This window comes from Phocaeicola sp. RTP21198st1_B8_RTP21198_201120 (genome assembly GCF_040929485.1).
GTDB lineage: Bacteria > Bacteroidota > Bacteroidia > Bacteroidales > Bacteroidaceae > Phocaeicola > Phocaeicola dorei.
Genome location: NZ_JBCOCI010000087.1, coordinates 1 through 19,940, shown reverse-complemented (window position 1 = coordinate 19,940; position 19,940 = coordinate 1). Strand labels below are relative to the sequence as shown.

25 protein-coding genes are annotated in these 19,940 nt (G+C 31.7%); 6 read left to right on the top strand and 19 right to left on the bottom strand.

Going from position 1 to position 19,940, the window contains the following annotated elements; translation table 11 throughout:
* The first annotated feature begins 271 nt into the window (after positions 1-271).
* From AB5935_RS20580 to AB5935_RS20570, 3 genes are read left to right on the top strand one after another with little or no spacing between them, the layout of a single operon-like run.
* Positions 272-1,834: a relaxase/mobilization nuclease domain-containing protein gene (locus AB5935_RS20580; protein ID WP_368127792.1), complete on the top strand. Its 1,563-nt coding sequence runs from the start codon at positions 272-274 to the stop codon at positions 1,832-1,834.
* Between the two features lie 19 nt (positions 1,835-1,853).
* Positions 1,854-2,477: a ParA family protein gene (locus AB5935_RS20575; protein ID WP_004295355.1), complete on the top strand. Its 624-nt coding sequence runs from the start codon at positions 1,854-1,856 to the stop codon at positions 2,475-2,477.
* A 58-nt stretch (positions 2,478-2,535) separates the two neighbouring features.
* Entirely contained in the window at positions 2,536-2,970 is a 435-nt protein-coding gene (locus tag AB5935_RS20570) for a hypothetical protein (RefSeq protein ID WP_368127791.1), read from the top strand.
* Positions 2,971-3,054: 84 nt separating this feature from the next.
* On the opposite strand, the gene AB5935_RS20565 is transcribed toward AB5935_RS20570, so the two are convergent.
* Positions 3,055-3,777, bottom strand: a complete 723-nt coding sequence (locus tag AB5935_RS20565) for a TetR/AcrR family transcriptional regulator (protein WP_368127790.1) — start codon at positions 3,775-3,777, stop codon at positions 3,055-3,057.
* A 2-nt stretch (positions 3,778-3,779) separates the two neighbouring features.
* On the bottom strand, positions 3,780-5,015 hold the full coding sequence (locus AB5935_RS20560) for an aminotransferase class I/II-fold pyridoxal phosphate-dependent enzyme (protein ID WP_368127789.1): 1,236 nt from the start codon (positions 5,013-5,015) through the stop codon (positions 3,780-3,782).
* A gap of 161 nt (positions 5,016-5,176) precedes the next feature.
* Between AB5935_RS20560 and AB5935_RS20555 the strand changes: the two genes are divergently transcribed.
* Positions 5,177-6,040 carry a hypothetical protein gene (locus AB5935_RS20555; RefSeq protein WP_368127788.1) on the top strand — a complete coding sequence of 288 codons (864 nt, stop codon included), beginning with the start codon at positions 5,177-5,179 and terminating at the stop codon, positions 6,038-6,040.
* A gap of 61 nt (positions 6,041-6,101) precedes the next feature.
* Entirely contained in the window at positions 6,102-6,629 is a 528-nt protein-coding gene (locus AB5935_RS20550) for a hypothetical protein (protein WP_008671633.1), read from the top strand.
* A gap of 568 nt (positions 6,630-7,197) precedes the next feature.
* On the opposite strand, the gene AB5935_RS20545 is transcribed toward AB5935_RS20550, so the two are convergent.
* From AB5935_RS20545 to AB5935_RS20485, 13 genes are all read right to left on the bottom strand, one after another.
* Positions 7,198-7,584 carry a helix-turn-helix domain-containing protein gene (locus AB5935_RS20545; RefSeq protein WP_007559164.1) on the bottom strand — a complete coding sequence of 129 codons (387 nt, stop codon included), beginning with the start codon at positions 7,582-7,584 and terminating at the stop codon, positions 7,198-7,200.
* Positions 7,577-9,532, bottom strand: a complete 1,956-nt coding sequence (locus tag AB5935_RS20540; RefSeq protein WP_008671632.1) for a type IV secretory system conjugative DNA transfer family protein — start codon at positions 9,530-9,532, stop codon at positions 7,577-7,579. Before AB5935_RS20540 ends, AB5935_RS20545 begins: the two co-directional genes overlap by 8 nt.
* A 3-nt stretch (positions 9,533-9,535) precedes the next feature.
* On the bottom strand, positions 9,536-9,760 hold the full coding sequence (locus AB5935_RS20535) for a hypothetical protein (RefSeq protein ID WP_004295344.1): 225 nt from the start codon (positions 9,758-9,760) through the stop codon (positions 9,536-9,538).
* A 177-nt stretch (positions 9,761-9,937) separates the two neighbouring features.
* Entirely contained in the window at positions 9,938-10,381 is a 444-nt protein-coding gene (locus AB5935_RS20530) for a hypothetical protein (RefSeq protein WP_005647353.1), read from the bottom strand.
* 10 nt (positions 10,382-10,391) lie between these two features.
* Positions 10,392-10,664 (bottom strand): hypothetical protein, encoded by a 273-nt coding sequence (locus AB5935_RS20525; RefSeq protein ID WP_032951378.1) that lies wholly within the window; start codon positions 10,662-10,664, stop codon positions 10,392-10,394.
* Positions 10,655-10,933 (bottom strand): HU family DNA-binding protein, encoded by a 279-nt coding sequence (locus tag AB5935_RS20520; protein WP_004295340.1) that lies wholly within the window; start codon positions 10,931-10,933, stop codon positions 10,655-10,657. The genes AB5935_RS20525 and AB5935_RS20520 overlap by 10 nt, the downstream gene beginning before the upstream one ends.
* Positions 10,934-10,944: 11 nt before the next feature.
* A complete protein-coding gene (locus AB5935_RS20515; protein ID WP_368127787.1) occupies positions 10,945-11,298 on the bottom strand; it encodes a hypothetical protein in 354 nt (117 codons plus the stop codon).
* Positions 11,295-12,131 (bottom strand): topoisomerase C-terminal repeat-containing protein, encoded by an 837-nt coding sequence (locus AB5935_RS20510; protein ID WP_130061983.1) that lies wholly within the window; start codon positions 12,129-12,131, stop codon positions 11,295-11,297. The genes AB5935_RS20515 and AB5935_RS20510 overlap by 4 nt, the downstream gene beginning before the upstream one ends.
* Positions 12,132-12,839, bottom strand: a complete 708-nt coding sequence (locus AB5935_RS20505) for a hypothetical protein (protein WP_005647345.1) — start codon at positions 12,837-12,839, stop codon at positions 12,132-12,134.
* Entirely contained in the window at positions 12,820-13,323 is a 504-nt protein-coding gene (locus AB5935_RS20500) for a PH domain-containing protein (RefSeq protein WP_005647342.1), read from the bottom strand. Before AB5935_RS20500 ends, AB5935_RS20505 begins: the two co-directional genes overlap by 20 nt.
* A complete protein-coding gene (locus tag AB5935_RS20495) occupies positions 13,320-14,429 on the bottom strand; it encodes a toprim domain-containing protein (protein ID WP_005647340.1) in 1,110 nt (369 codons plus the stop codon). The genes AB5935_RS20500 and AB5935_RS20495 overlap by 4 nt, the downstream gene beginning before the upstream one ends.
* 4 nt (positions 14,430-14,433) lie before the next feature.
* Positions 14,434-15,993, bottom strand: coding sequence for a DUF3945 domain-containing protein (locus AB5935_RS20490; RefSeq protein ID WP_368127786.1), 1,560 nt, complete (start codon positions 15,991-15,993; stop codon positions 14,434-14,436).
* A gap of 1 nt (position 15,994) precedes the next feature.
* Entirely contained in the window at positions 15,995-16,714 is a 720-nt protein-coding gene (locus tag AB5935_RS20485) for a DUF4099 domain-containing protein (RefSeq protein WP_368127785.1), read from the bottom strand.
* Positions 16,715-16,754: 40 nt separating this feature from the next.
* On the opposite strand from AB5935_RS20485, the gene AB5935_RS20480 reads away from it, so the two are divergent.
* Positions 16,755-17,420, top strand: coding sequence for a M23 family metallopeptidase (locus tag AB5935_RS20480; RefSeq protein WP_368127784.1), 666 nt, complete (start codon positions 16,755-16,757; stop codon positions 17,418-17,420).
* A gap of 46 nt (positions 17,421-17,466) precedes the next feature.
* On the opposite strand, the gene AB5935_RS20475 is transcribed toward AB5935_RS20480, so the two are convergent.
* From AB5935_RS20475 to AB5935_RS20460, 4 genes are read right to left on the bottom strand one after another with little or no spacing between them, the layout of a single operon-like run.
* Complete coding sequence (locus AB5935_RS20475) at positions 17,467-18,333, bottom strand: zeta toxin family protein (protein ID WP_008675906.1); 867 nt, start codon at positions 18,331-18,333, stop codon at positions 17,467-17,469.
* Entirely contained in the window at positions 18,320-18,580 is a 261-nt protein-coding gene (locus tag AB5935_RS20470; RefSeq protein WP_005647331.1) for a hypothetical protein, read from the bottom strand. The genes AB5935_RS20475 and AB5935_RS20470 overlap by 14 nt, the downstream gene beginning before the upstream one ends.
* Before the next feature lie 21 nt (positions 18,581-18,601).
* The gene (locus AB5935_RS20465; protein WP_005647329.1) at positions 18,602-19,081 is read right to left on the bottom strand and encodes a DUF3990 domain-containing protein; all 480 of its coding nucleotides are present in this window, start codon (positions 19,079-19,081) and stop codon (positions 18,602-18,604) included.
* Positions 19,078-19,527, bottom strand: a complete 450-nt coding sequence (locus AB5935_RS20460) for a DUF3791 domain-containing protein (RefSeq protein ID WP_368127783.1) — start codon at positions 19,525-19,527, stop codon at positions 19,078-19,080. Before AB5935_RS20460 ends, AB5935_RS20465 begins: the two co-directional genes overlap by 4 nt.
* Between the last annotated feature and the right edge of the window lie 413 nt (positions 19,528-19,940).

The window sequence follows — 19,940 nt, the reverse complement described above, 5'->3', positions numbered from 1 at the left end:
CCATCAGCAAAAAGACATTATCTAATTGATACCTTTTCTGCCAGTACTGGAGAAAAACCGGGAAGGAATTTGATACCGTACTTTTCCCGCTTCTCCCAGACATGGACGAAAAAAGAACATTATTATGATACCAATACTTTAGGGAAAAATATTATATATATAAATAATATATGAATGTATAATATTTATATATTTATTATATGAATAAATTATATTGAAATATTCTTTTATTGAATATTTGTTTGTATATTTGCGGTGTGAAGTTATAAATATGGTAGTAGTAGTTTTAAAAGCGGCAACTTCTTTCGCTGGTATTGATTATAATGAGCGAAAGAATGAGGAAGGCAAGAGTGAACTTCTTGTTGCAGAAAATTTTGCTATGAATCCAGATAATTTGAAGAAGTCGGATTATATAGCTTATATGGAATCTGTCTGTAGGACTAATCCAGCGGTCAAGGCAAAACAATTTCATGCAGTGATTTCATGTAAGGGGCGTGAATATTCGGCAGAAGATTTGAAAAATGTAGCTTTGCAATATATAAATAAAATGGGTTATGGAAATAATCCTTATATGATATATTTTCATTCTGATACAGAAAATAATCATGTACATATTGTTTCTACACGAGTACAGAAGAACGGACAGAAGGTGAAAGATAATATGGAAGCTGTGCGCTCACAGAAAGTCATAAATCAAATAATGAATGTTGATTTAGCTTTGAAGGCTAAAGATGATATTTCAAAATACATGGAGTTTTCTTTTTCTACAGTGCAGCAGTATAAGTTATTACTTGAACAATCAGGATGGAAATTAAGAGAAAAGGATGGATTATTAATTTTGTATAAGGGTGGTGAAAAGCACGCTTCAATTCAATTAGAACAGATAAAAGATAAAGCTAAACAATATACACCTGATGAAGAAAGAAGAAAACAGATAACAGCTCTTTTATTTAAATATAAGCAAGGACTTTCCTATACAGAACTTCAAACTTTGATGAAAGATAAGTTTGGTATAAATTTAGTCTTTCATACAGGAAAAGGACATACTAAACCTTATGGATATACATTAATTGATTATAGAGATAAGAGAGTTTTGAAAGGTGGGGAAGTTATGGATTTGAAGGAACTTTTAGTAGAGCCTAATAAACAAGCAAAAGTAGAACACTGTAATAGTATAATTAATCTTCTTTTGAAAGATGGAACAAAATATACAATGGATAGTTTCAAGAAATCAATGTTAGATTACGGTTATAGGTTTTCAATGAATGGCACAATATTTATAAATGGTGATGATAAGGCTTTATTGGTTCTTGATAAAAAACTGCTGAAAGAATTTAGATATAATAGCAGAGTGTATGAAGCAAATAAATTTAATGTTGCTACAGTTAAAGAAGCCGAGTTGTTAAGTAGAATTTATCATGTGAAAAAAGATGATATTTTGATTCAAGAGCATATGGATAAAAAAAATACTGTCTATTCTGATATGATAAATAGTTATTTGGCTCATAGTTTAGATTTACATTCTACATTAAGAGAAAAAGGAATTCTTTTTGTTGAAGATGATAATTTAGTTTATCTAATAGATAAAAAGAATAAAGTAATCATAAGTACTGATGATTTAGGAATCAATATTATAAAAGATGGCTATAGTAAAGATAGGATTACTCTAGTTACTCTTGATAAGATGGAAAGAATAAATGTTGAACAAGATTCAGAACTGGCAAGGGGATTTAATCTGATTGATGCTATTTGTGATATTCTTAGCCAGCATATAAATGTACAGCAAGATAAATCTCCTAACAGGAAAAAGAAAAGAGGACAGCAACAAAATTAATTAATAAATAGAATGAGATATGATAATATTATTTGGAAATCAGAAAGGCGGTTGTGGTAAAACGACTAATTGCATACAATTTGCCAACTATTTAGTAGAAAAAGGAAAAGAAGTTCTAGTATTGGATTTAGATTTTCAGCGTTCATTATCGGATAGAAGAAAAGAAGATATTGCAACCTATGATAATGAACCTAAATATGAGGTTATACAAACCGATATATCTAATGTTGCTAAAATTATTAGTGATTTTACTAAGGTTGAGCAAGGAAATCTATTAATAGATTTGCCCGGTAAGATTGATGATGATGCTTTGGGAACTATTCTTAAAGCTGCGGATATAATAATATGCCCATTTAAATACGATAAATTTACAATGGATAGTACAGGCTTTTTTATCCAAGTGTTACAGTATTTAAATGTAAAAGCTAAAATATTCTTTTTGCCTAACAATATGAGAACTGCGGTAAGATATGAGACGAAAGAACAGGTAGTTGATATTCTTAAGCAAGTTGGTTTTGTTACAGATGAAATACCAGCTTCTGTTGCGATGGAACGTATAAATACATTAGCAATTAGTAATGAGTGTATTGATAAGGTGAAGAATGCTTATGATTATATCATTCAAGAAGGAGCAATAAAATAAAATATTCTTTTTATAGATATTTGTTATAATATTATTCATTTATTGTATATATTTGCGCATGGCTGATAAATTAAGGAAAAAGCAAAATGAAGGTATTTCTAGTGTTCTGGAAATAGCTAAAATGATAAGAGGTGAAGAATCGCATGGGAGTAGTATAAATGAAACTCCTATTCAAGAAGCTAAATGTGAAGTTGAAGAGGAGAAAGAACCACCTCATGTAGAAATGGAAACAACTTCTTCGGAAGTTTTTAATTTTAATGGCTCTAGTGATATGGCTTTGACGGACTTATTAGAGTACATTAAAGGAAAAAATTATAATTGCAAGGAAGTTCTATATGTTGATACAGATGTAAAAGAGGTGTTTGGCTTGCTCAAAGCTAAAGCCAAAATACCTATTTCATCTTTAGTTTCGTTTATATTGGAAGATTGGTTAACTAAACACCGTAACGACATAAGTTCTTTGATTAAGCAAAAAAAGAACCGTTTTCTTTAGTACAGAAAAAGGGTCGTTTTGTGAAACAAAAGATTTTGGTTAGGCTAGAACGTCCAATGGAAAAATACCATTGGACGGATATCTTTAGATAGAAACAACAATATCTTTAGGGATTCCTGTATAATATGCTATTTTATCAACAGGAATATTATCTTTTTTCATTTTGACTATAATATCAATGTTTTCTCTAGTAAGGGAAGAAGGTATAGGCGTGAATAACATTTCTGATAGTTTACTTATAGCCTTAATAACTTTTTGCCTGTCAGATTCTTTTTTTAAATCTATTCCACTGAAAGTTGAAAGTTTATCATGCAAAATAAGATAATATATTCCTCCTATTATTAGTGCAGATATAGTCACAATATCAATATCTGTATTGGAGAATATGTTTGAGAATTTCTGGCATAAAGGTAACGTATGCAATTCCCGTAGTTGAGCGGTACGTTGACTAGTTTCATTGTTATTAGCCAGTTCCCATTTTAGTAGTTCTTGCATGACCTTATTTCCCGATAAGGATTGAAATAAGCCTATGAGGATGTTTATATATAGTTCTTTATCGCTTCTTGATTGTTTTTGTGATTTTACAATATCACTAAACCAATAGTCAAATTTTTTTACATACTCGTCAATAAACCTATTTAAATCATCATATCTGTTATAAAATTGGACTGGTTCAATTTCAGCTTGTCGTATAATGCCTGTAACTGTTAGATTAGAAAACCCTTCATTTTCAATTAAATAGGTTGCTGCATTAATAATGTTTTCCTCTATGTCCTTTGCACTTCTTCTCTTTCTCCTTTCTTTCATTATTATTTTATTTTTATGTTCTTATTTATATCATTAAGAGCATTGACTAAAGCATCTAATTGTTCAAGTTTATGCGTGGCAAGAACACTGACTCTTAATCTAGCTTCTTTGGTTCTCACTGCCGGATATACAATTCCAATTGTAAAGATACCTTTTTTTTGCAACATTTTAGCAATTTCGTAAACCTTTTTATTATCTCTTATCATAATAGGAAAAATAGGGGAAACAGATTTTCCTATGTCGAACCCTTCTTCTTTCAACCGTTTTCTAAGATAATTTGTATTTTCCCAAAGTTTGGTTCTTATTTGTGGCTCTTTTTTTATAATCTCTAAAGCTTTTAGTATGGATGCTGTGACTTGTGGGGTAGGGGCTGCTGAAAACACATTACTGTCCGCATAAAATTTCAAGTATTGTATTATCTTCTTTGAAGCTGCTGCAAATCCCCCTACGCAACCAAATGACTTGCTGAATGTGCCAGTAATAATATCAATTTGACCTAAACAGTTATAATGTTCAGCGGTTCCTCTGCCATTGGCTCCCATTACTCCTATTCCATGTGCATCATCTAACATCAGCATGGCTTCATAGGTCTTGCAAAGAGAAATAATTTCTGGGAGTAAAGACAAATCCCCATCTTGGGAATATACACCATCTATTATTACAAGTTTAGTTTGATATTGCCCTTTGACTTCTTTTAGTGCCTTCTCCAAATATTCTAGGTCGTTATGCCCAATTCGTTTTATATTTGTTCCTTTTAATCCAGCCATTGCGCTTGTGTGGATATAAGGGTCTATCAATGCAATATCATTTTGACCTAATAAGGCTCTTAGTATTCCGGCATTTGCTCCAAATCCGGAAGAAAATAAAATAGCTTCTTCTTGTCCTACAAAAGAAGCTATTTCTTGCTCTAGCTGTTGGTGTATGTCGAGATAACCGCCTATTACTTGTGCAGCGCAAGCACCTGTTCCATATTTTTTAATAGCATCTATACCTGCTTGTTTAGTTTCTTCTCTTTGCGACATACCTAAATAATCATTAGAAATAAATGCAATAACAGGTTCATTGAAGCCTTCAATTGCCATTGTTGAACCGATACCTGTATGTGAAGTTATCCAATAGCTTTTGCATCCGAAATCATTTAATTGCTCGATGTACTGCTGGAAATCATTTGCTCTCTCAATAGCATTTTTCCCATAAGATAACTCAAAGTCTTTTAATGAATGATAAGTTTTTCCCATATTAATATAATTTAGATTGTATATTACAAATATATATCATTATTCATGTTTATAAACATAAAAGGGGAATTTATTTCAAAAAAAGTTTTTTAATATACAATATGGATTGTATATTTGAGGGTGATAATAAAATTGATTGTTAAATTTTTAAACTTAGGCTTATGAAAAAATTTTTAGTCTATTGTCTGATTATTAGTTTACCATTCTTTTTGTATCAATGTGATAACAACAATGAAGTTTTGGAAAATCAAACGGACAAAATGAAAGATGAATTGGTGGCTGTAACCACAAGTGATTTTACCATTGTTACGGAGAATAGACAAGCAAGAGAAGAAGCTGATAAATTAGTTTTTTCTGCTTCTGATTTTCTTCAAACAAAGGAACCAATGTCGGATAATGCAATAGCTCCTTTTGATTATAAAACAGGGCTAGTAGGAGATAAAGCATATAATATTAAAGTTTATATTACTGCTTTAGAAAGAGTCCAAAAGAATTTATCCGTAGTGGATGGACGTTTGACTATTAATGTAAACTCTGGATTTGAACTGAATATGGCTGAAGACCTTTATTTGTACATTACAAACCTTATATCAAAATGGAATGGATGGGTTGAAGATGGGCTTTTTGAAATTGTACAATTGGGGAATAATTACTATGATATTGAGCCCAATTTAGACCATATGGCATTTACACGGTCAAGTCCAGTAGATTTGTCTGCAATGAGTACTCATAATGCTCGTTGGGATGCTGTTAAGAATGTTGTGGATGCAGCGCCTATTGGTACATATGTTGGAGAGCATTTTGTTATGAATTTCGGTGGAGAAATATCAGGAACATTCTATGTGTCTAATAAAGTAAGACGCTATTATGTCTGTGATGCTTGTGGGCAACATGGTATATCTGATACTGGATGTAGCTATAATTATATTGTAACGAATGTCGTTGTACCTGATTCGCAAGTTTATATTTATTCTTTAAGAAATAAAAGTCAATTGGGAATTATAACATATCAAATAGCTAAATAGAACGAATTTACGGGTAGGGTGATGATTTTTCACTCTATCCGTTTATAATGGAATATCAATCATGAAGATATATATGTTTTTCTATTGTTTTTTTTCTACTGTTTTTTTTCAATGTAGTAGTCAAAAAGGAATAGTTGTTAATCAGCAAAATAATGAAGAAGAACTTGTTTATATAGGAAGTGAACAAGATTCTATCAACAAAAGAATACAGATTGAGCATAAAAAAGCATGGGAAGAAGCAACAAAAGTACGAGAATCTATAACAGACTCAACATTCCTACAGACAAAACGACCTATGTCGGATGATGCTATAGCTCCATATAATTATAAAACAGGCTTTGTTGAGGATAGAGCATACAATCAAGTTATTTATATTAAGGCACTTGAAAGGGTAAAAAGCCATCTTTCTATTAAGAAAGGTTTACTTATATGTGATTTAAAATCAGGAGTAGAAATAAGAATATCCGAGGATTTATTTCAATATATAATGGATTTATTGAATAATTGGAATTTAGGTATAAAAGAAGGGAAATATAAGATTGTGAAAACAGAGAATAATGGTTATGATGTTGAAGCTATTCCTCAATGAATAAGTAAAAATGATTTTTGGGTATCATAATTTTGTTCTTTCTTCGTCCATGTCCGGCAGAACCTGAAAGCGTGCGGTACAAATTCCTTTTCGGTTTCTCTTCAGTGCTGGCAAAAAAGGTATCAATTAGATGAAATCCTTTTGCTAATGGACGGTAGTTCCCATAGGTGTCGGTATCATTCTTTTTATGGTGCAGCCGTTTTTCTGTATCCAGATATAGAAAGAAACAGCACAACAAACTTTAGGGAAAATAAGATTTTCGTGTTGCTCTTTCAGTGTTTCGGGAAGTGAAGTGTATTAATCACATATTATATTATATATAATACAGCATTTTGTCCTTGTTCTTTTTTCCCTAATGTTTTATGGTATCAATTTTTTTGTGGCTGGCTTCCGGAAGTTTTTTGTATTTGGTATCAAAAAGAAGTCCTGCAGAGCATATCAGGAATGATGATTCGGTATCATTTTATCATGCCATATTCACCCATCAGTGCCGGAACCTAGAAAGGTGCGGTATCAATTCTTTAAAGTAATATTGAAAAATAAAAGAGAGTATTTATACTCTCTTTTACTAGGGCTGTAATAAATTGATGGCTTTTTGAAGATTAGCTTCTAGTTCTTTTTTAGCGTTTGACATAGCATCCTCATAGTTTTTTTCTGATTGTCTAATAATTTCTATTATAACAGAATTATAATTAGCTTTTTGTGCTTCATCTTCTTCTGTATTAGAAATCAGATAAAACTTTTCACTGAATATTAAATCTATAAAAACATAGTTAGAATAAAAATTCAGCACTTGAAATAAAAGTTTTAGGCTGCCTCCTTTTCCTAATTCAAGATTTGAAATTGCATTTTGTTTACAATTTAGCTGTTCTGCTAATTGAGCCTGGGAATATCCTATATGCTCTCGGATTTGTTTTAACCTTGTGCCTAAAATTGGTAATGTAATGTTATACATATTGTTCTATTACTGTTTCTACTTCGTCGTATATTCTCTTAAAGTTTTTTTGCAGTAATTTCTCTCTATTATCTGCTGTCCCAAAGTTATATACTTTTGGTAGTTCTTTATAGGCTTCTTCTTCTTTCTTAATTTTTTTTAAATCTAAATTGGTTTTGCAGTGGTACATTGCTGTTGGAAAATTATCTTCTTGTCCGAAATCTAATGCAACTTGCCCTACTAATGTACCAGCCTGTAATGAAGAAATTTTGGATGCCGGAATAACAAAATCCATTTGTTCATTCATATTGATTGTTGTTTCATTTCTTCTGATGGTAACACCTTCTTTTACTTGCTTAACTTTTCCAAATAATTTTTGTAGCCAATCTAGAGTTTCAGGAGCTTTTGCTTGCCCGGATAAAGTGTTACCTATAATAGAGGTTATAGTTTTTGCGGTAGCTTTGCCGTATTGTTCTTCTAATTGCGGTAGTTCCTGTAATCCCAAACAAATTGAAACCTTATTGCTACGTGCAGTAGAAAGTAGTGTTGCAAGTTGATAAAAATATAATGTGGGACATTCATCTACTATGATTGAAGTAGGATAGTTACCTTTTGTATTGACAAGTCTAGTTAGTCGGTTAATGATAAGTGCATTTAAAGCACTATTCATGCTTTGTGTTTTAGGATTATTTGCAATGATGAGATAACTAGGGTCTTTTTTATCTGATACTTTTAAATTGAAATCATTGCCACTAAATACCCAAAAAGATTCTTTAGTTGCCAGTCTTGACAACTGTACTTTTAGACTTGCCATCTGTCCTTCTAATTGGTCCACTGCTCCTGATTTATATGCAGCTTCAAATGGGGAAACTAGTGATTTTAATTCAGGTTCGGAAAAAAGGACTTTAAATAATACATCATATTCTTGATTAAGAAAAGCCAGTACATGCGGTAAATCTGAATATTTGCCATTCTCATATCTAGACCAAAAATAAATAGAAGCTGCTAACAAGTTTACTGCTGATGTTTTAAAAAAATCGCTATTACCTCCACTTCCCTTATCACCCTTTTGTAAACTCTCATATAATGCTTCTGCCGTTTCTGTTGCATCTGCTAGGATTTCTATATATTCTCGTTTCAATGGATTTATTCTTCTACTATATTCAATATCAGAAAAATTAATGACATTGAACTTGAAATTACTTGGTATTTTCCCTAATTGCTTGTTCTTTTGATAATTATAATATGCAATCTTAGCAAGTTCAGGAAATTTGAAGTCGTAAACAACTTCTGCAAATCCTTTAGCTGAATGTTGTCTTATAAAAGAATTTATAACAGAAAAAGATTTACCACTTCCGGGCGTTCCTATTACAAAAGTTCCACGAAAACAGTTACATATATTCAGCCATCCATTATGCCACTTTCTATTGTAGAAAAACTTCATCGGAATATTGACAGAGTATTCTGTTTCTACCTTGTCTTTAGATTGTTCAAAGCTTTCATTCTCTATATTAAATCTATCTTTCATAAAGTTTGATTTAATACGTTTGGAAATGTTATCTAGAGCTGAATTTATTAATGTAGCTCCAATTATCGATAGTATAATGTAAGCTATATTATGCCATTCTAAATTAGTTTCTCCTTTTTCTTTAAAGAAAAGAAAGCATATACTTCCAAAGAACATTATGAATCCAAAAATTAAAGGAAAAATGATTTGTTTAGTCGGGTCTAATTCTAAATCCTTTTTTGAACGTGTTCCAATGCAAGTAACCATTATAATAAAGAATGTAAATAGTTTACTATAAAGAATATTAGAATAGATAGGAATTTTTGCCATTTTTGATAATAAGGGCATAATTTGTTCACTAAAGGGAAAATGAACAAATAGTAGAATCTCTATGCAAACAGTTATATAAATGAATGCTTGCATGAATCCATATAGTTTTTGTAATTCTTTGCTTTCTTCCATGATTTAATCGGGTATTTTAACTTTTTCAGGTTCCTCACATTGAAAAGCCTTGAAATCTTCTATAGCTAATTTCAAGTCTTCTAAAAAATTGCTATTGCAACCTTTTTCTACTGCTATCTGGTAATATGCTTCCATCGCTTGGACGGAACAAATATCTGTTCCGCATATTACAAAAGCTGGAATGTCTTCTAATAGGCACTTGTGTAATAATCTTTTTTGGTCTTTCATCTTATTAATTCAAATGAAAATACCACTCTTTTATGTAGTGAGAGTGGTATTGGTTTTTATTTTTTGGTATCATAATAATGTTCTTTTTTCGTCCATGTCCGGGAGAGCCGGGAAAAGTACGGTATCAAATTCCTTCCCGGCTTCTCTCCAGTACTGGCAGAAAAGGTATCAATTCTACTACTGGTAATTTTCCTGTCCGAATATATGTTGAACCATTGCATAATTTTCACCACTGTTAGACTTATGCAGCTTATCATCAATAAAAATTTTTACTTCTACTGTCTTAGGTAGCTGTAAATTTTCAAGGTTTTCTTCATCTTTAGGTACAGGGTAGGCAGATAGCCATAAATATGTTCCTTGTTTGGCTTCTTGCTCAAATGTAAATGGACTTTCTACAATAATTTCTTTGGCAGCTTCTTCGGGAGCTTCGGAAGAAATATCTACTCCTACTGTATAATGTATTAGAAGCTTGAAGTTTTCTGGGTCGCTTACGGTAGCTTCATAACGCACTTTTCCTATATCTCCTGTAGGTGGAGTATCAGGGTCGTTGTTATCGTCTTTACTGCATCCAGACAACATAAGGCTTAAACCAATCATTGCTAATGATAAATACTTTTTCATATTGTTTCTTTTAAATAGTTGATAATTCAATGTGTATCGTTCCATTTGCAGCATTATATGCTACTTCCTCAATATTGGTGAACCGTCTTATTGATTCTTTCCATTCTTCTGTTTGTGGATTGTGGTAATATTGTTCTTCTAATAGACTTATCAAATTATCAACTTGTTTGTTAGATAGATAAATCTTTTCTCCAACCCTTGGAACTACAGGTAATTGGATTGGTATAGAAATATTGTTCACACCATCTATAGGAATATGGATGTTTATTTCTATCATAGCCATTTCATGTTTAGTATATTTTTGGAAGGCTTAAATTTAACAACTTCCTTTTCTGGAACTTCTACAGGTTCTCCAGTTGCCGGATTTCTAGCTATCCGAGCTGGCTGAATAATCTTCTTGAAAGTACCAAAATCTTTTATAGAAACATCTTTTTCTCTTAGATTTTGAGATAATTCTTTAAAAAAACTATCAATTATTTCTGCTACTTCTTTTGTTGGTTTATTTGCCTTTTCAGCAACCATTTTGATTAAATCAGTCTTATTCATTTGCATATCAATAATATTTAATTACTTAAATCACTTAAACAAATTTCAGGAATAATTTGGGTATAGTCTTCTGTATCTGGTCTATAATGTATTGATTCAACAATATTGACCTCACAGATAACATCATATACCCATGCTTTAAAATTTCCTTCTAAATCATCCTCACCATCATTGAATTTATTAAAATCACTTTTGGCTTCATCTGTTAGATATTCTAATAAATTTTGATAGGTAAATTCATTCTGAAACATTATAATGTGAGGTGAAATTTCTTCGCCTATCCTTGGAAGATGCGGAAAATTCCAATCACCCTTTACGCTCATTCCTATCTCTTTAAAAAAATGACTATAAATTATAAATTTTACTTTCATATTAGTTTTACTTTAAAATCATCGTTCAGTACAAGCTTTCTTTCCATCGGTTGCCCGTTTTTATCATGAAATCCAGTTAACACAGGTGTTTCTTTTTTCTCGCAAAGTTCTATTGCTTCTTCGGGAGTTATAGAACGTCCTGACATTTCACGCCAAATGACAAAATCACATTTTATGGTTTCATTTCTATAGTTGGAACAATTATAGGCTTTTTTGTTTATATATAAGTCTCCTCCACACTTAGGACACTTGCACAGTGTATTATCAAAAGAAATATCTAAGTTCTCTGTTAGAACTAGCCGTGAAGAAAAATCATTTCCTTCTCTTGATTTAAATCCAGTCATAAACGGTGTTTTTTTACCACTGGCAAGTATTTCTGCTGCTTCCAATGGTATTTCTCTTTGTGCAATAGTTTTGGGTATATAGAGGTTACAAACTCTGTTGTTGTCCTTGTCCTTTTGCGAATACCCTTTACAAGCATATCCATTTAGTAAAATTTCAATTTCTCTACCACACACAGGACACGGAGTTTCTAATACTTCATTTACGAAAGAAGGAACAACGATTCCATTTTCGATAGTCAGATATGCAGAAAAAGGAACTCCTTTTTTATTATGGAAGTCATGAAATATATCTGTTTTCCCTGTTGTTATTAATTGGCTGGCTATTTCTTCTGTAATCTCTTTTCCCCAATATGAATGATAGATGTTAAATGTACATTTGTCATTCATGTTTTTGAAGTAATTACAGGAATATCCTAGACTACCTTTCATTATGTGTCCTTTCTGGCAAATAGGGCATAAGCCTAAATCTTTGATTGTATCATTATCCATTTAATATCCTCCTTTACTAATCCATTTAATGCCGTTTAAAATATTATCTACTTTTTGTTTCCCACTATTTACATATTTAAATTGTCCGGGTACAAGTGTTTTTAGTACTCCAGCTCTTTTAGCGGATTTCATTTGTCGGCATACAGCGTATGCAAGTCCTCGCATTCGTCTAAGTTCATTGACCACATGAATACATAAATCTATCCTTTGCTTATTATCCATAAGATTTTTTTCACCGCCTTGCAATGCTATATTGTTTATGTATATCATTAAATCTACACTTCGACTGATAAGTTCATACTCTGTTTTTGCAATTATGGTTAATAATTTGGGGTCTCCAACTGCATATTTAGCTGCTTCGGATTGATACTTAGCTATGTCTCTAGCTAAGGTTGAAGCATAAATAATATCCTTTCCATTTTTCACAACTGCATTAACTGTAGAAAGATAGTTGTATGTCTTTTCCTGTAAGGATTGAATTTGACTCATTTTTTGTTGAATTAAAATTTGAAAGTTACGGATTTTTGTTTCCTCACTTTGTATATCTTTCAGTACACCTTGTTGCGCCTGATGGGAATAAACCAATGTTCCAATCATTGCCGGGTCAATGACAATAGATTGTGCTAGTCCTTTTATGTTGCCCAACAGTAACATTAGGGAAAAAAATAAAAGCACTCTTTTCATATCATTATCTGTTTGTAAATTCATATATTCCTTTTTTCTTTTTTTGTTCTTCTACTCTATTTCTGATAGTTTGAATTATATCACTATTGGCTTTAAGACCATTCATCAGTAGTTCTGGTGTTGATTTATCGCCAGAATAAATGTAGATATTGGTGTTGTTTATTAAAGACTGGATAAAACTTTGCTTTTCTTCATAATCATATACCCGATATAATTCTATGTAGTTAATCCTTTTTGAAAGTACTCCTTGATATATTTTTATTTGCTCTCTAGTTATAATCCATTTTGTACAAAGTAACATTGAAATATATCTGTAGAAAATTATAAATATCAACAATACTAATATCGTTCCACTGATAAATTTTAATAATTCATGTTCTCTTATATATTTACTAAAAATGAACACGAAAATCGCTAATGTGATTAAAAGGAAATTCTTCATTAACCAATATCGGAATTTAGGCTTTAATATAATATCATCAGAAGCTATGTTTGTTCCATCATTCATAACTTAATACTTTTTTTTTGTTCATGTTGTTTCATTAGAATTTCATTGAAATCTTTTGCTTTTTCTGCTTTATGAGAAATCATAGGAGCTATTATTTTGCTTTTTTCCCTAAAACTTTCTAGTGAAACGTCATTTTTGTTAATAGTGAATTCTCTACCCTTAGTTTTAAACAGCACATCATCTTTATTTTCTTTTATTGTCACTTCTGTATTACTAATGATTCCAGACACTTTAATGTCATACAAATTACCGTTTAAATCATTATCAAAACAGGTATGTACTTTAGCTTGTGGGTATCGCAATAAAGTGTTTTTTATTTGATTAACTGAAATGTACCCTCCTACACTACAAAAAACACTTTCTTCTAATTTGATTTTGTTAGCATTGAGCTGATAGAAGCTCATAGCATCTAAAGCGGATTCTGCAAAGTATATATGTTTTGCCATTTGGGGGTGTGGGCAAAAATCAGCAATCCAAAGCGAGTTACTTTTATCTCCTCCGGCAGCCATTCCTTTGAATCCATAGTTTCTTAATTCGTAATTTGTTACTTTGTTGTCTTTATCTGTTGGATTAATATAGGGAAAACCTATATTATAATAATTGCCGTTTCCTTGTAAGTCTTTAACCCTTGTGATAAATGGGAGAAACTTCTCTACGACTTGATGATTTATATTTCTTTCATTTGTGAGAAATCTTAAATCAGCGAGTGTAGTAGGAAATTCTTTATATCTATCTCTGTCAAAAGATTTGTTTTCTGTTTTTACAACTTTGAATGCTTCATATTTAGGACTATAAGGCTCATTTGCGTAATGTCCTAAAATCATATTAATTCGCACAAATGTATTTTGATGTTGGAATTGTGGGAAGTCGTTAATATGATTTTTGATGAACTGAATTAAATCTCCACCTTTATAATTCCTATCATAGTAGTGTTCTTGTACACTATGAGGATTCTTGATGATGATTTCATCCAACTTGTTACCTGCTCCGTCTGTTAGTTTAAAGACAGGCGAAACCTTTCCTTTGCTAATGTCTTGTTTATATCCTAAATCTTCAAGTATTTGAATGATGGATATTTTAGCCTTATAATCGTCAAATGTTAGCATAATATTATAGTTTCATTGTTGGAGTATCATTATTTTTTCCGTAGGCTCTACCATATCCGAGAATAGATGCTTCTTGCTTCGCTGTTGCTTTAATAGAACTATCTATTTTATCCATCTGGGTAGATATTTGTTCTCCGACAGTTTGTTTAGTAGCTTCCCTAGAGCTGGAGTATGTTTTTTCTACTTCCTTGTAAGAAGCATAATCCTTAGAAAGTTTATGTTTCTCTAAAAAGGCAGCCATTTCGGTGGGTTTATCTTTAAAAATTTCATCAATCCCTTTAGCTCCTTTTTGGGCTACAAACTCTAATCTTTCTTTATCAGATATATGTCTTTCTTTCCCTATTGTTTGTTCTTTCTTTTCAGTCGCTTTAATTTCTATAGTATTTGCATCTTTGATTGATAATCCATTTCTGGCATTCAAATCTAGTTTTACTTTTGCAGCTTTGTTTAGCTCCTCGTTTACAATGGTAATTTCTTTTCCATTTTTGAGATTTTCTTGTTGCATAGGAGTTAGCTCTACTCCTCCAAGTTTTTGGGGAATATGAATGTCTTTTGCTTTTATTGATACTATCTCATTAGTATCTTTGTCACGTTGGTGCAATGTTCTTTCTCCTTTTGAATTAGTCTTTACTACGACATTATCAGCTTTTAGGGCTTTTATTTCATCCTTAGTAAAGGATAAATCATTTTTTATTTCTTGTCGTTTAGGAATGAGTAAGATAGCAATCCCAGCGATTGGGTAAACTACAGTAATAGCTGCGATTGCTAGTTTTCTAGCATTGATACCATCAATTTTGATGCGTTTACCTTCTTCTTTGAAATCAATTTCGTTGGCTTTTAATTTAGATTTATTTTCAGGTGTATTCTCGGCTGTTATATATTTAAGAGTTGTTGCTTTCCCTTCAAAATGGAGTTTCCCATTTTCTGTTTTATAAGACACTTTTTCATTGTCTAGAAGTGTTCTATTATCAGGAGTATCTTCAATGGAAAAATTTAGCATACCAGTTTTTTTCCCATTTCTGATATTTGCAATATCTTCGGGGCTTAAATTTTCCGGTTTAACTCCTACTTCATTAAACTTGCTCCAATCTATATCAACATATGAACCTTTACCATCTAGGGTTTGGTTTTGTTCATAAGCATATCGATAAAGGTCTTCTCCTTTATATGCAATTTTATTTTCAAGGTCAATGACTGTAAATCCGTCTTTATATCCTTCATTCTTATTAGCACCTTGTTTTATATCATCCCATTTTATAATTGCAACATTGTGGTTTTCTCGTAAATATTGGCTATATTCTTGGAAATTATTGCTAGCTTGTTCTTTATCAAAGAAACTGATTATTCTTTCTTTAGATTGCTCTAATAAGGATTCTCTATTATCTCCTAAATTGCCAAGTTTAAGTGTATTCAGTGGATAAGTATATGTTTCATTACCTTTGGAAAAGATAATATCACCATTTCGATATTCTTCTGAATATCCAAGAACTGCTGCTATGGCTCGGAATTGTCCGGCATTTTCATAACTATATTGCAGGGCTTCAAAACTTTTCTTTTCTTCCATTTTATAATTTGAATTTATGTTTTACTTTAGATTGAGATTCATTTCCAAGTGACGGTTTTTGTCCTTTCATGTATTCTATATATTCACTTCTGTTTTTATCAGTATGAATAGTTCCTATAATTTGTGGGTTATGCCGGTCATAAGCTATTTTCTGTTGCTGCTCAAAGTCTAGGAATTTTATTCCTCTTGGATTATTTAAATCTAATCTTATGGCAATTTTTTCCTTGTCAACGTTCAAAATCAATTCCTTACCTGATTTTAGAGTTTCCTTTTGTTGCTTATCCAGCTCAACACCTTTTATGTTTGAAGGTATTGAAATACTTTTGATTTTTGTTTTAAGCAATTCGTTTGTTTCAAGGTCTAATTGTACGAGATATTTTTCATTGTTAATAGTTTTTGTTATTATTTCGTTATCTTGAAGTCGTTCTAACTCCTTTGGCTTAAGATTTATATCATTCATTATTTCTGGTCTGACTGGATGAATTTTAACGCCAGCATTGTTATTGTCTTTCCAGTACAAACTTATTTTTCCTTTCATACTTATTTCTTCTCCATTGTTATCGTGAAAAGCGAGGTCTAGTAAACTGGTTCTCTTTCCAGATAATAGAGCTGCGATATTTGCCTTATCCAAAGACCATATCTGTTTTTTTGATATTCCTATTAGTTCTAATTCTTTATATGGAATATCATTTTCATTAAAAATAGCTTGCTTTTTATCCATATAATGTATATTTTTGCTCAAAGGTAATAAAAATATCAATATGAAGAATAAAATTATTATGTTTTTTACTTGTTCATTGTTTTTTTCAGTGAATGGCTACTGTCAGTTTAATACGGTATTACAGAAAAAGGATATCCCTAAAGCGGAACCTGTATTAGCAACGACAGAAAATAAATTGATAGAAGAAAAAGAAAAGGCTGTTGTCGTCAATGATGCTTTGACTACAGAACGGCTTGCATACTGGGAGCAAAGAAGGTATTTATCTTTGCCCATTGATTCAATGGTGATAACTTCCCATTATGGTAAAAGAAAAGACCCATTTACTGGAAAAATAGCAAATCATAGAGGGATAGACCTTAAAGGCAACAACGACTATGTTTATTCGATAATGCCGGGAATGGTTGTAAAAACAGGAAAAAATAAAGGGTTGGGCAATTATGTAGAAGTGCGTCATGGTGATTTTACTTCTATCTATGGGCATTTATACAGTGTGCTTGTAAATGCGAAACAAGCTGTTGAAGCTGGGCAACCAATAGGCATTAGTGGAAGTACCGGGCGCAGCACAGGAGAACACTTACATTTTCAAATGGAATACAAAGATAAGACTATAGACCCTAAGCCAATTCTTGATTATATTAATGAGGTAATCAGAACCGTTAAAGGACAAATTTCACAGCAAATAGATAATGAGTTAAGACGCAAATAAATAGAAAGAGAGGATTGGAAAAACCAGTCCTCTCTTTTTATTTGAATCAGAAAAAACCTTTTTTTAATCCTTTTTCTTGTCTTTGAACTTTTTCTAATGAAGATTGAAGTTGTGACAGAGCTTCTTTCATTCCTTTTTTTACTTCAGGATTCGTGACGGATTCAATAAGTTCTTTTCCTGTTTGAATGTTAGTCTTAAGTATTTCTTTATTCTTCATCTGTTTTGCACGACTTTCATCTATAAAAATAGATGGCATACTTTTACAACTCCATTCACCATTTACTAGGTTAAAATCTTTAATTCTTTCTTTCGCTAAGTAGGTGTGGATAGAAATCTTATCTACAGCCTTGTCACTGTATAATTGGTTTGCGGATTTCATTAGTCCATTTACGGCTTTGTTATGTGAATCAATGTCGGCTAATCTTCCTTGTCCTTTACTTAGTACTTCTTCTTGATACCTATTGTAAAGTCCCAGTTGGGTAAACTCCTTGGGAGCTGCAATAATATATGCTTCAACAGTGAACCCTGCATCTTTAAATTTTTGTGCTGTCTTTAAAGGTACATCTGGATTTCTCATAGTTCCTTCTATAATAATATTGCATTTCCGTTTAATGGCTTCTTCTATTAGTTTTTCTGTAAAAACGCTAGAAAAAATCTGGGTTTCAATGGGGTATTTAATAGGGTCTTTTATTAGTTCCTTATTGGGGTGAAACTGTCTGTAAAGGTCACCATTAACAGTGAGAAAATCTAAGTTAGGATGGTCTTTCTTTGCAACATTTATAAGAGTGCTTTTTCCGCAAGCTGGTTGTCCACCTAAGATTATAGCAATAGGCTTTTGTGATGATATATTGATGTCCTCAAATAAGCCATCTTTTTTTTGTTCAAAGATGGCTTCTACTTCATAGCGTTGCATAATATGCTTTCAATTTAGGTGCGTAATAGTTTTGTATCTTATCCATGACTGATAAGCGCACATTTTCAGAAACTTCAAACTGCAACAATCCATTTGCTATTTTTTCTTCTGTGTTGAGAACAGAAAGTTCTTTTTGCAGTATTTTTTTTCTGTTTTCATCCTTCTCTTCTGATATTTCATCTATCTTCATCATGCGGAGTGTCCCGATAATGTCGAGCGCAACATCCAAACTCATTTCTTTATTCATGGTTCATTATAGTTTTATGATTTATACTTCAATAGATTCTGTGAATTTTAATAATGGAATAACTTTCACTGTATGAAATGAAAGTTGGTTAAAAAGCTTATGGGTCTTTAGCATTTCAATCGCTGCATCAGCCGTAACAACACCTTGTTCATAAAGCCGGATTGTTGCATATAACTGGTCATTGGCAACGGGTCCCATTATTAAATCATAGCTGTTTTTTCCTTTTCCTCTGCGGTTATTAACTACAAACTCCAGCCACTCTTTTGTAGCCCCATCAAATCGAAGGACTGAAAACTCTCTATCAAGAATATTATCGGGGACTTCATAAACTGAAACGACCGCTTTTTTACCATGTTCCCGATTCCTTTTGAGTATTGCCCACTTCTTAGCCTGTTCAAAATTAGTTGTCGTATAGAATCCTTTTCCAAAGTCAGTAGCTTTACGCCCTTTCTGTATATTAGGGGATTTGACGGTAACTGTTGAGCCGTGATATAGTTTCATGCCTTTTTATTGATATAAGTTATTATAGTATCTAATATATACTCTGTATCTTGTGTGTGCAGCATTTCAAAATTTTCATATAGAAATTCAAAAACGCTATGATTGGAAAACAGCAAAAGAGTTTCTTTAGCACTTATATTTTTAGTTTCCCTGTAATTTTCAGCACAAAACATTTGAAAAAGCAATATCTTTGGATTGTCCTTTTGTACTTTCTTCTGTTCTGTTTTCTCTTTTTCTAATGCTTCATAAAGTGATAATGTGCTTGAATACCACAGTTTTGTATTCTCGTCCAATAATGCCTTGTACAAATTGGAGGAATATATATAGTATAACGCATCTTCTAAAGGTAGCGTTTTTCTTTTCATGACTGTATCAACCAATTCTCTCATAACAAATGGGAGCATAGCCGAACCAAGTTCATTTTGATATGTTTGATTAGTTTCCATAACTATTTATTTTCTAATTTTATATAGCTATCTTGCTGATGTATTTAGCAAAGATAGAGAAAAAACAATCATCATAGACCTATTGTATTGATTAGTTTGTAAATAGGTTCTTTGTATTTCTTTAGATTTTTAATTTGTATAACATACTTATTGATTCCTAGCTCATTAAAGATTTCTGCGTACATTTTTATTATGGATTTTCTGTAGTAGATGGTTAATCCTACTATTGCAATGCAAATAAAAATCAAATAGACTAGTTCACTATACGCATAGATTGCTAATACAAAAACTCCACCCATAGCCCATAAAAAGCTACTTAAAAGAAATTTTAAGATATTCATAATTTTGTTTGCTGTTCTTTATACTGGCAGCCAAACCAGCTTTAAAGGTTTGTTTATCTCTTTATTTTCAAT

Coding starts and splice junctions, on each gene's coding strand:
- AB5935_RS20545 (WP_007559164.1), bottom strand. CDS start 7,584: ATGTATAACATTACATTACCAATTTTAGGCACAAGGTTAAAACAAATC.
- AB5935_RS20525 (WP_032951378.1), bottom strand. CDS start 10,664: ATGGCTATGATAGAAATAAACATCCATATTCCTATAGATGGTGTGAAC.
- AB5935_RS20470 (WP_005647331.1), bottom strand. CDS start 18,580: ATGAATAAAGAAATGAGTTTGGATGTTGCGCTCGACATTATCGGGACA.
- AB5935_RS20575 (WP_004295355.1), top strand. CDS start 1,854: ATGATAATATTATTTGGAAATCAGAAAGGCGGTTGTGGTAAAACGACT.
- AB5935_RS20555 (WP_368127788.1), top strand. CDS start 5,177: ATGAAAAAATTTTTAGTCTATTGTCTGATTATTAGTTTACCATTCTTT.
- AB5935_RS20465 (WP_005647329.1), bottom strand. CDS start 19,081: ATGAAACTATATCACGGCTCAACAGTTACCGTCAAATCCCCTAATATA.
- AB5935_RS20460 (WP_368127783.1), bottom strand. CDS start 19,527: ATGGAAACTAATCAAACATATCAAAATGAACTTGGTTCGGCTATGCTC.
- AB5935_RS20505 (WP_005647345.1), bottom strand. CDS start 12,839: ATGAATTTACAAACAGATAATGATATGAAAAGAGTGCTTTTATTTTTT.
- AB5935_RS20550 (WP_008671633.1), top strand. CDS start 6,102: ATGAAGATATATATGTTTTTCTATTGTTTTTTTTCTACTGTTTTTTTT.
- AB5935_RS20500 (WP_005647342.1), bottom strand. CDS start 13,323: ATGAATGATGGAACAAACATAGCTTCTGATGATATTATATTAAAGCCT.
- AB5935_RS20510 (WP_130061983.1), bottom strand. CDS start 12,131: ATGGATAATGATACAATCAAAGATTTAGGCTTATGCCCTATTTGCCAG.
- AB5935_RS20565 (WP_368127790.1), bottom strand. CDS start 3,777: ATGAAAGAAAGGAGAAAGAGAAGAAGTGCAAAGGACATAGAGGAAAAC.
- AB5935_RS20560 (WP_368127789.1), bottom strand. CDS start 5,015: ATGGGAAAAACTTATCATTCATTAAAAGACTTTGAGTTATCTTATGGG.
- AB5935_RS20495 (WP_005647340.1), bottom strand. CDS start 14,429: ATGCTAACATTTGACGATTATAAGGCTAAAATATCCATCATTCAAATA.
- AB5935_RS20485 (WP_368127785.1), bottom strand. CDS start 16,714: ATGGATAAAAAGCAAGCTATTTTTAATGAAAATGATATTCCATATAAA.
- AB5935_RS20535 (WP_004295344.1), bottom strand. CDS start 9,760: ATGAAAGACCAAAAAAGATTATTACACAAGTGCCTATTAGAAGACATT.
- AB5935_RS20580 (WP_368127792.1), top strand. CDS start 272: ATGGTAGTAGTAGTTTTAAAAGCGGCAACTTCTTTCGCTGGTATTGAT.
- AB5935_RS20515 (WP_368127787.1), bottom strand. CDS start 11,298: ATGAAAGTAAAATTTATAATTTATAGTCATTTTTTTAAAGAGATAGGA.
- AB5935_RS20540 (WP_008671632.1), bottom strand. CDS start 9,532: ATGGAAGAAAGCAAAGAATTACAAAAACTATATGGATTCATGCAAGCA.
- AB5935_RS20490 (WP_368127786.1), bottom strand. CDS start 15,993: ATGGAAGAAAAGAAAAGTTTTGAAGCCCTGCAATATAGTTATGAAAAT.
- AB5935_RS20530 (WP_005647353.1), bottom strand. CDS start 10,381: ATGAAAAAGTATTTATCATTAGCAATGATTGGTTTAAGCCTTATGTTG.
- AB5935_RS20475 (WP_008675906.1), bottom strand. CDS start 18,333: ATGCAACGCTATGAAGTAGAAGCCATCTTTGAACAAAAAAAAGATGGC.
- AB5935_RS20480 (WP_368127784.1), top strand. CDS start 16,755: ATGAAGAATAAAATTATTATGTTTTTTACTTGTTCATTGTTTTTTTCA.
- AB5935_RS20570 (WP_368127791.1), top strand. CDS start 2,536: ATGGCTGATAAATTAAGGAAAAAGCAAAATGAAGGTATTTCTAGTGTT.
- AB5935_RS20520 (WP_004295340.1), bottom strand. CDS start 10,933: ATGCAAATGAATAAGACTGATTTAATCAAAATGGTTGCTGAAAAGGCA.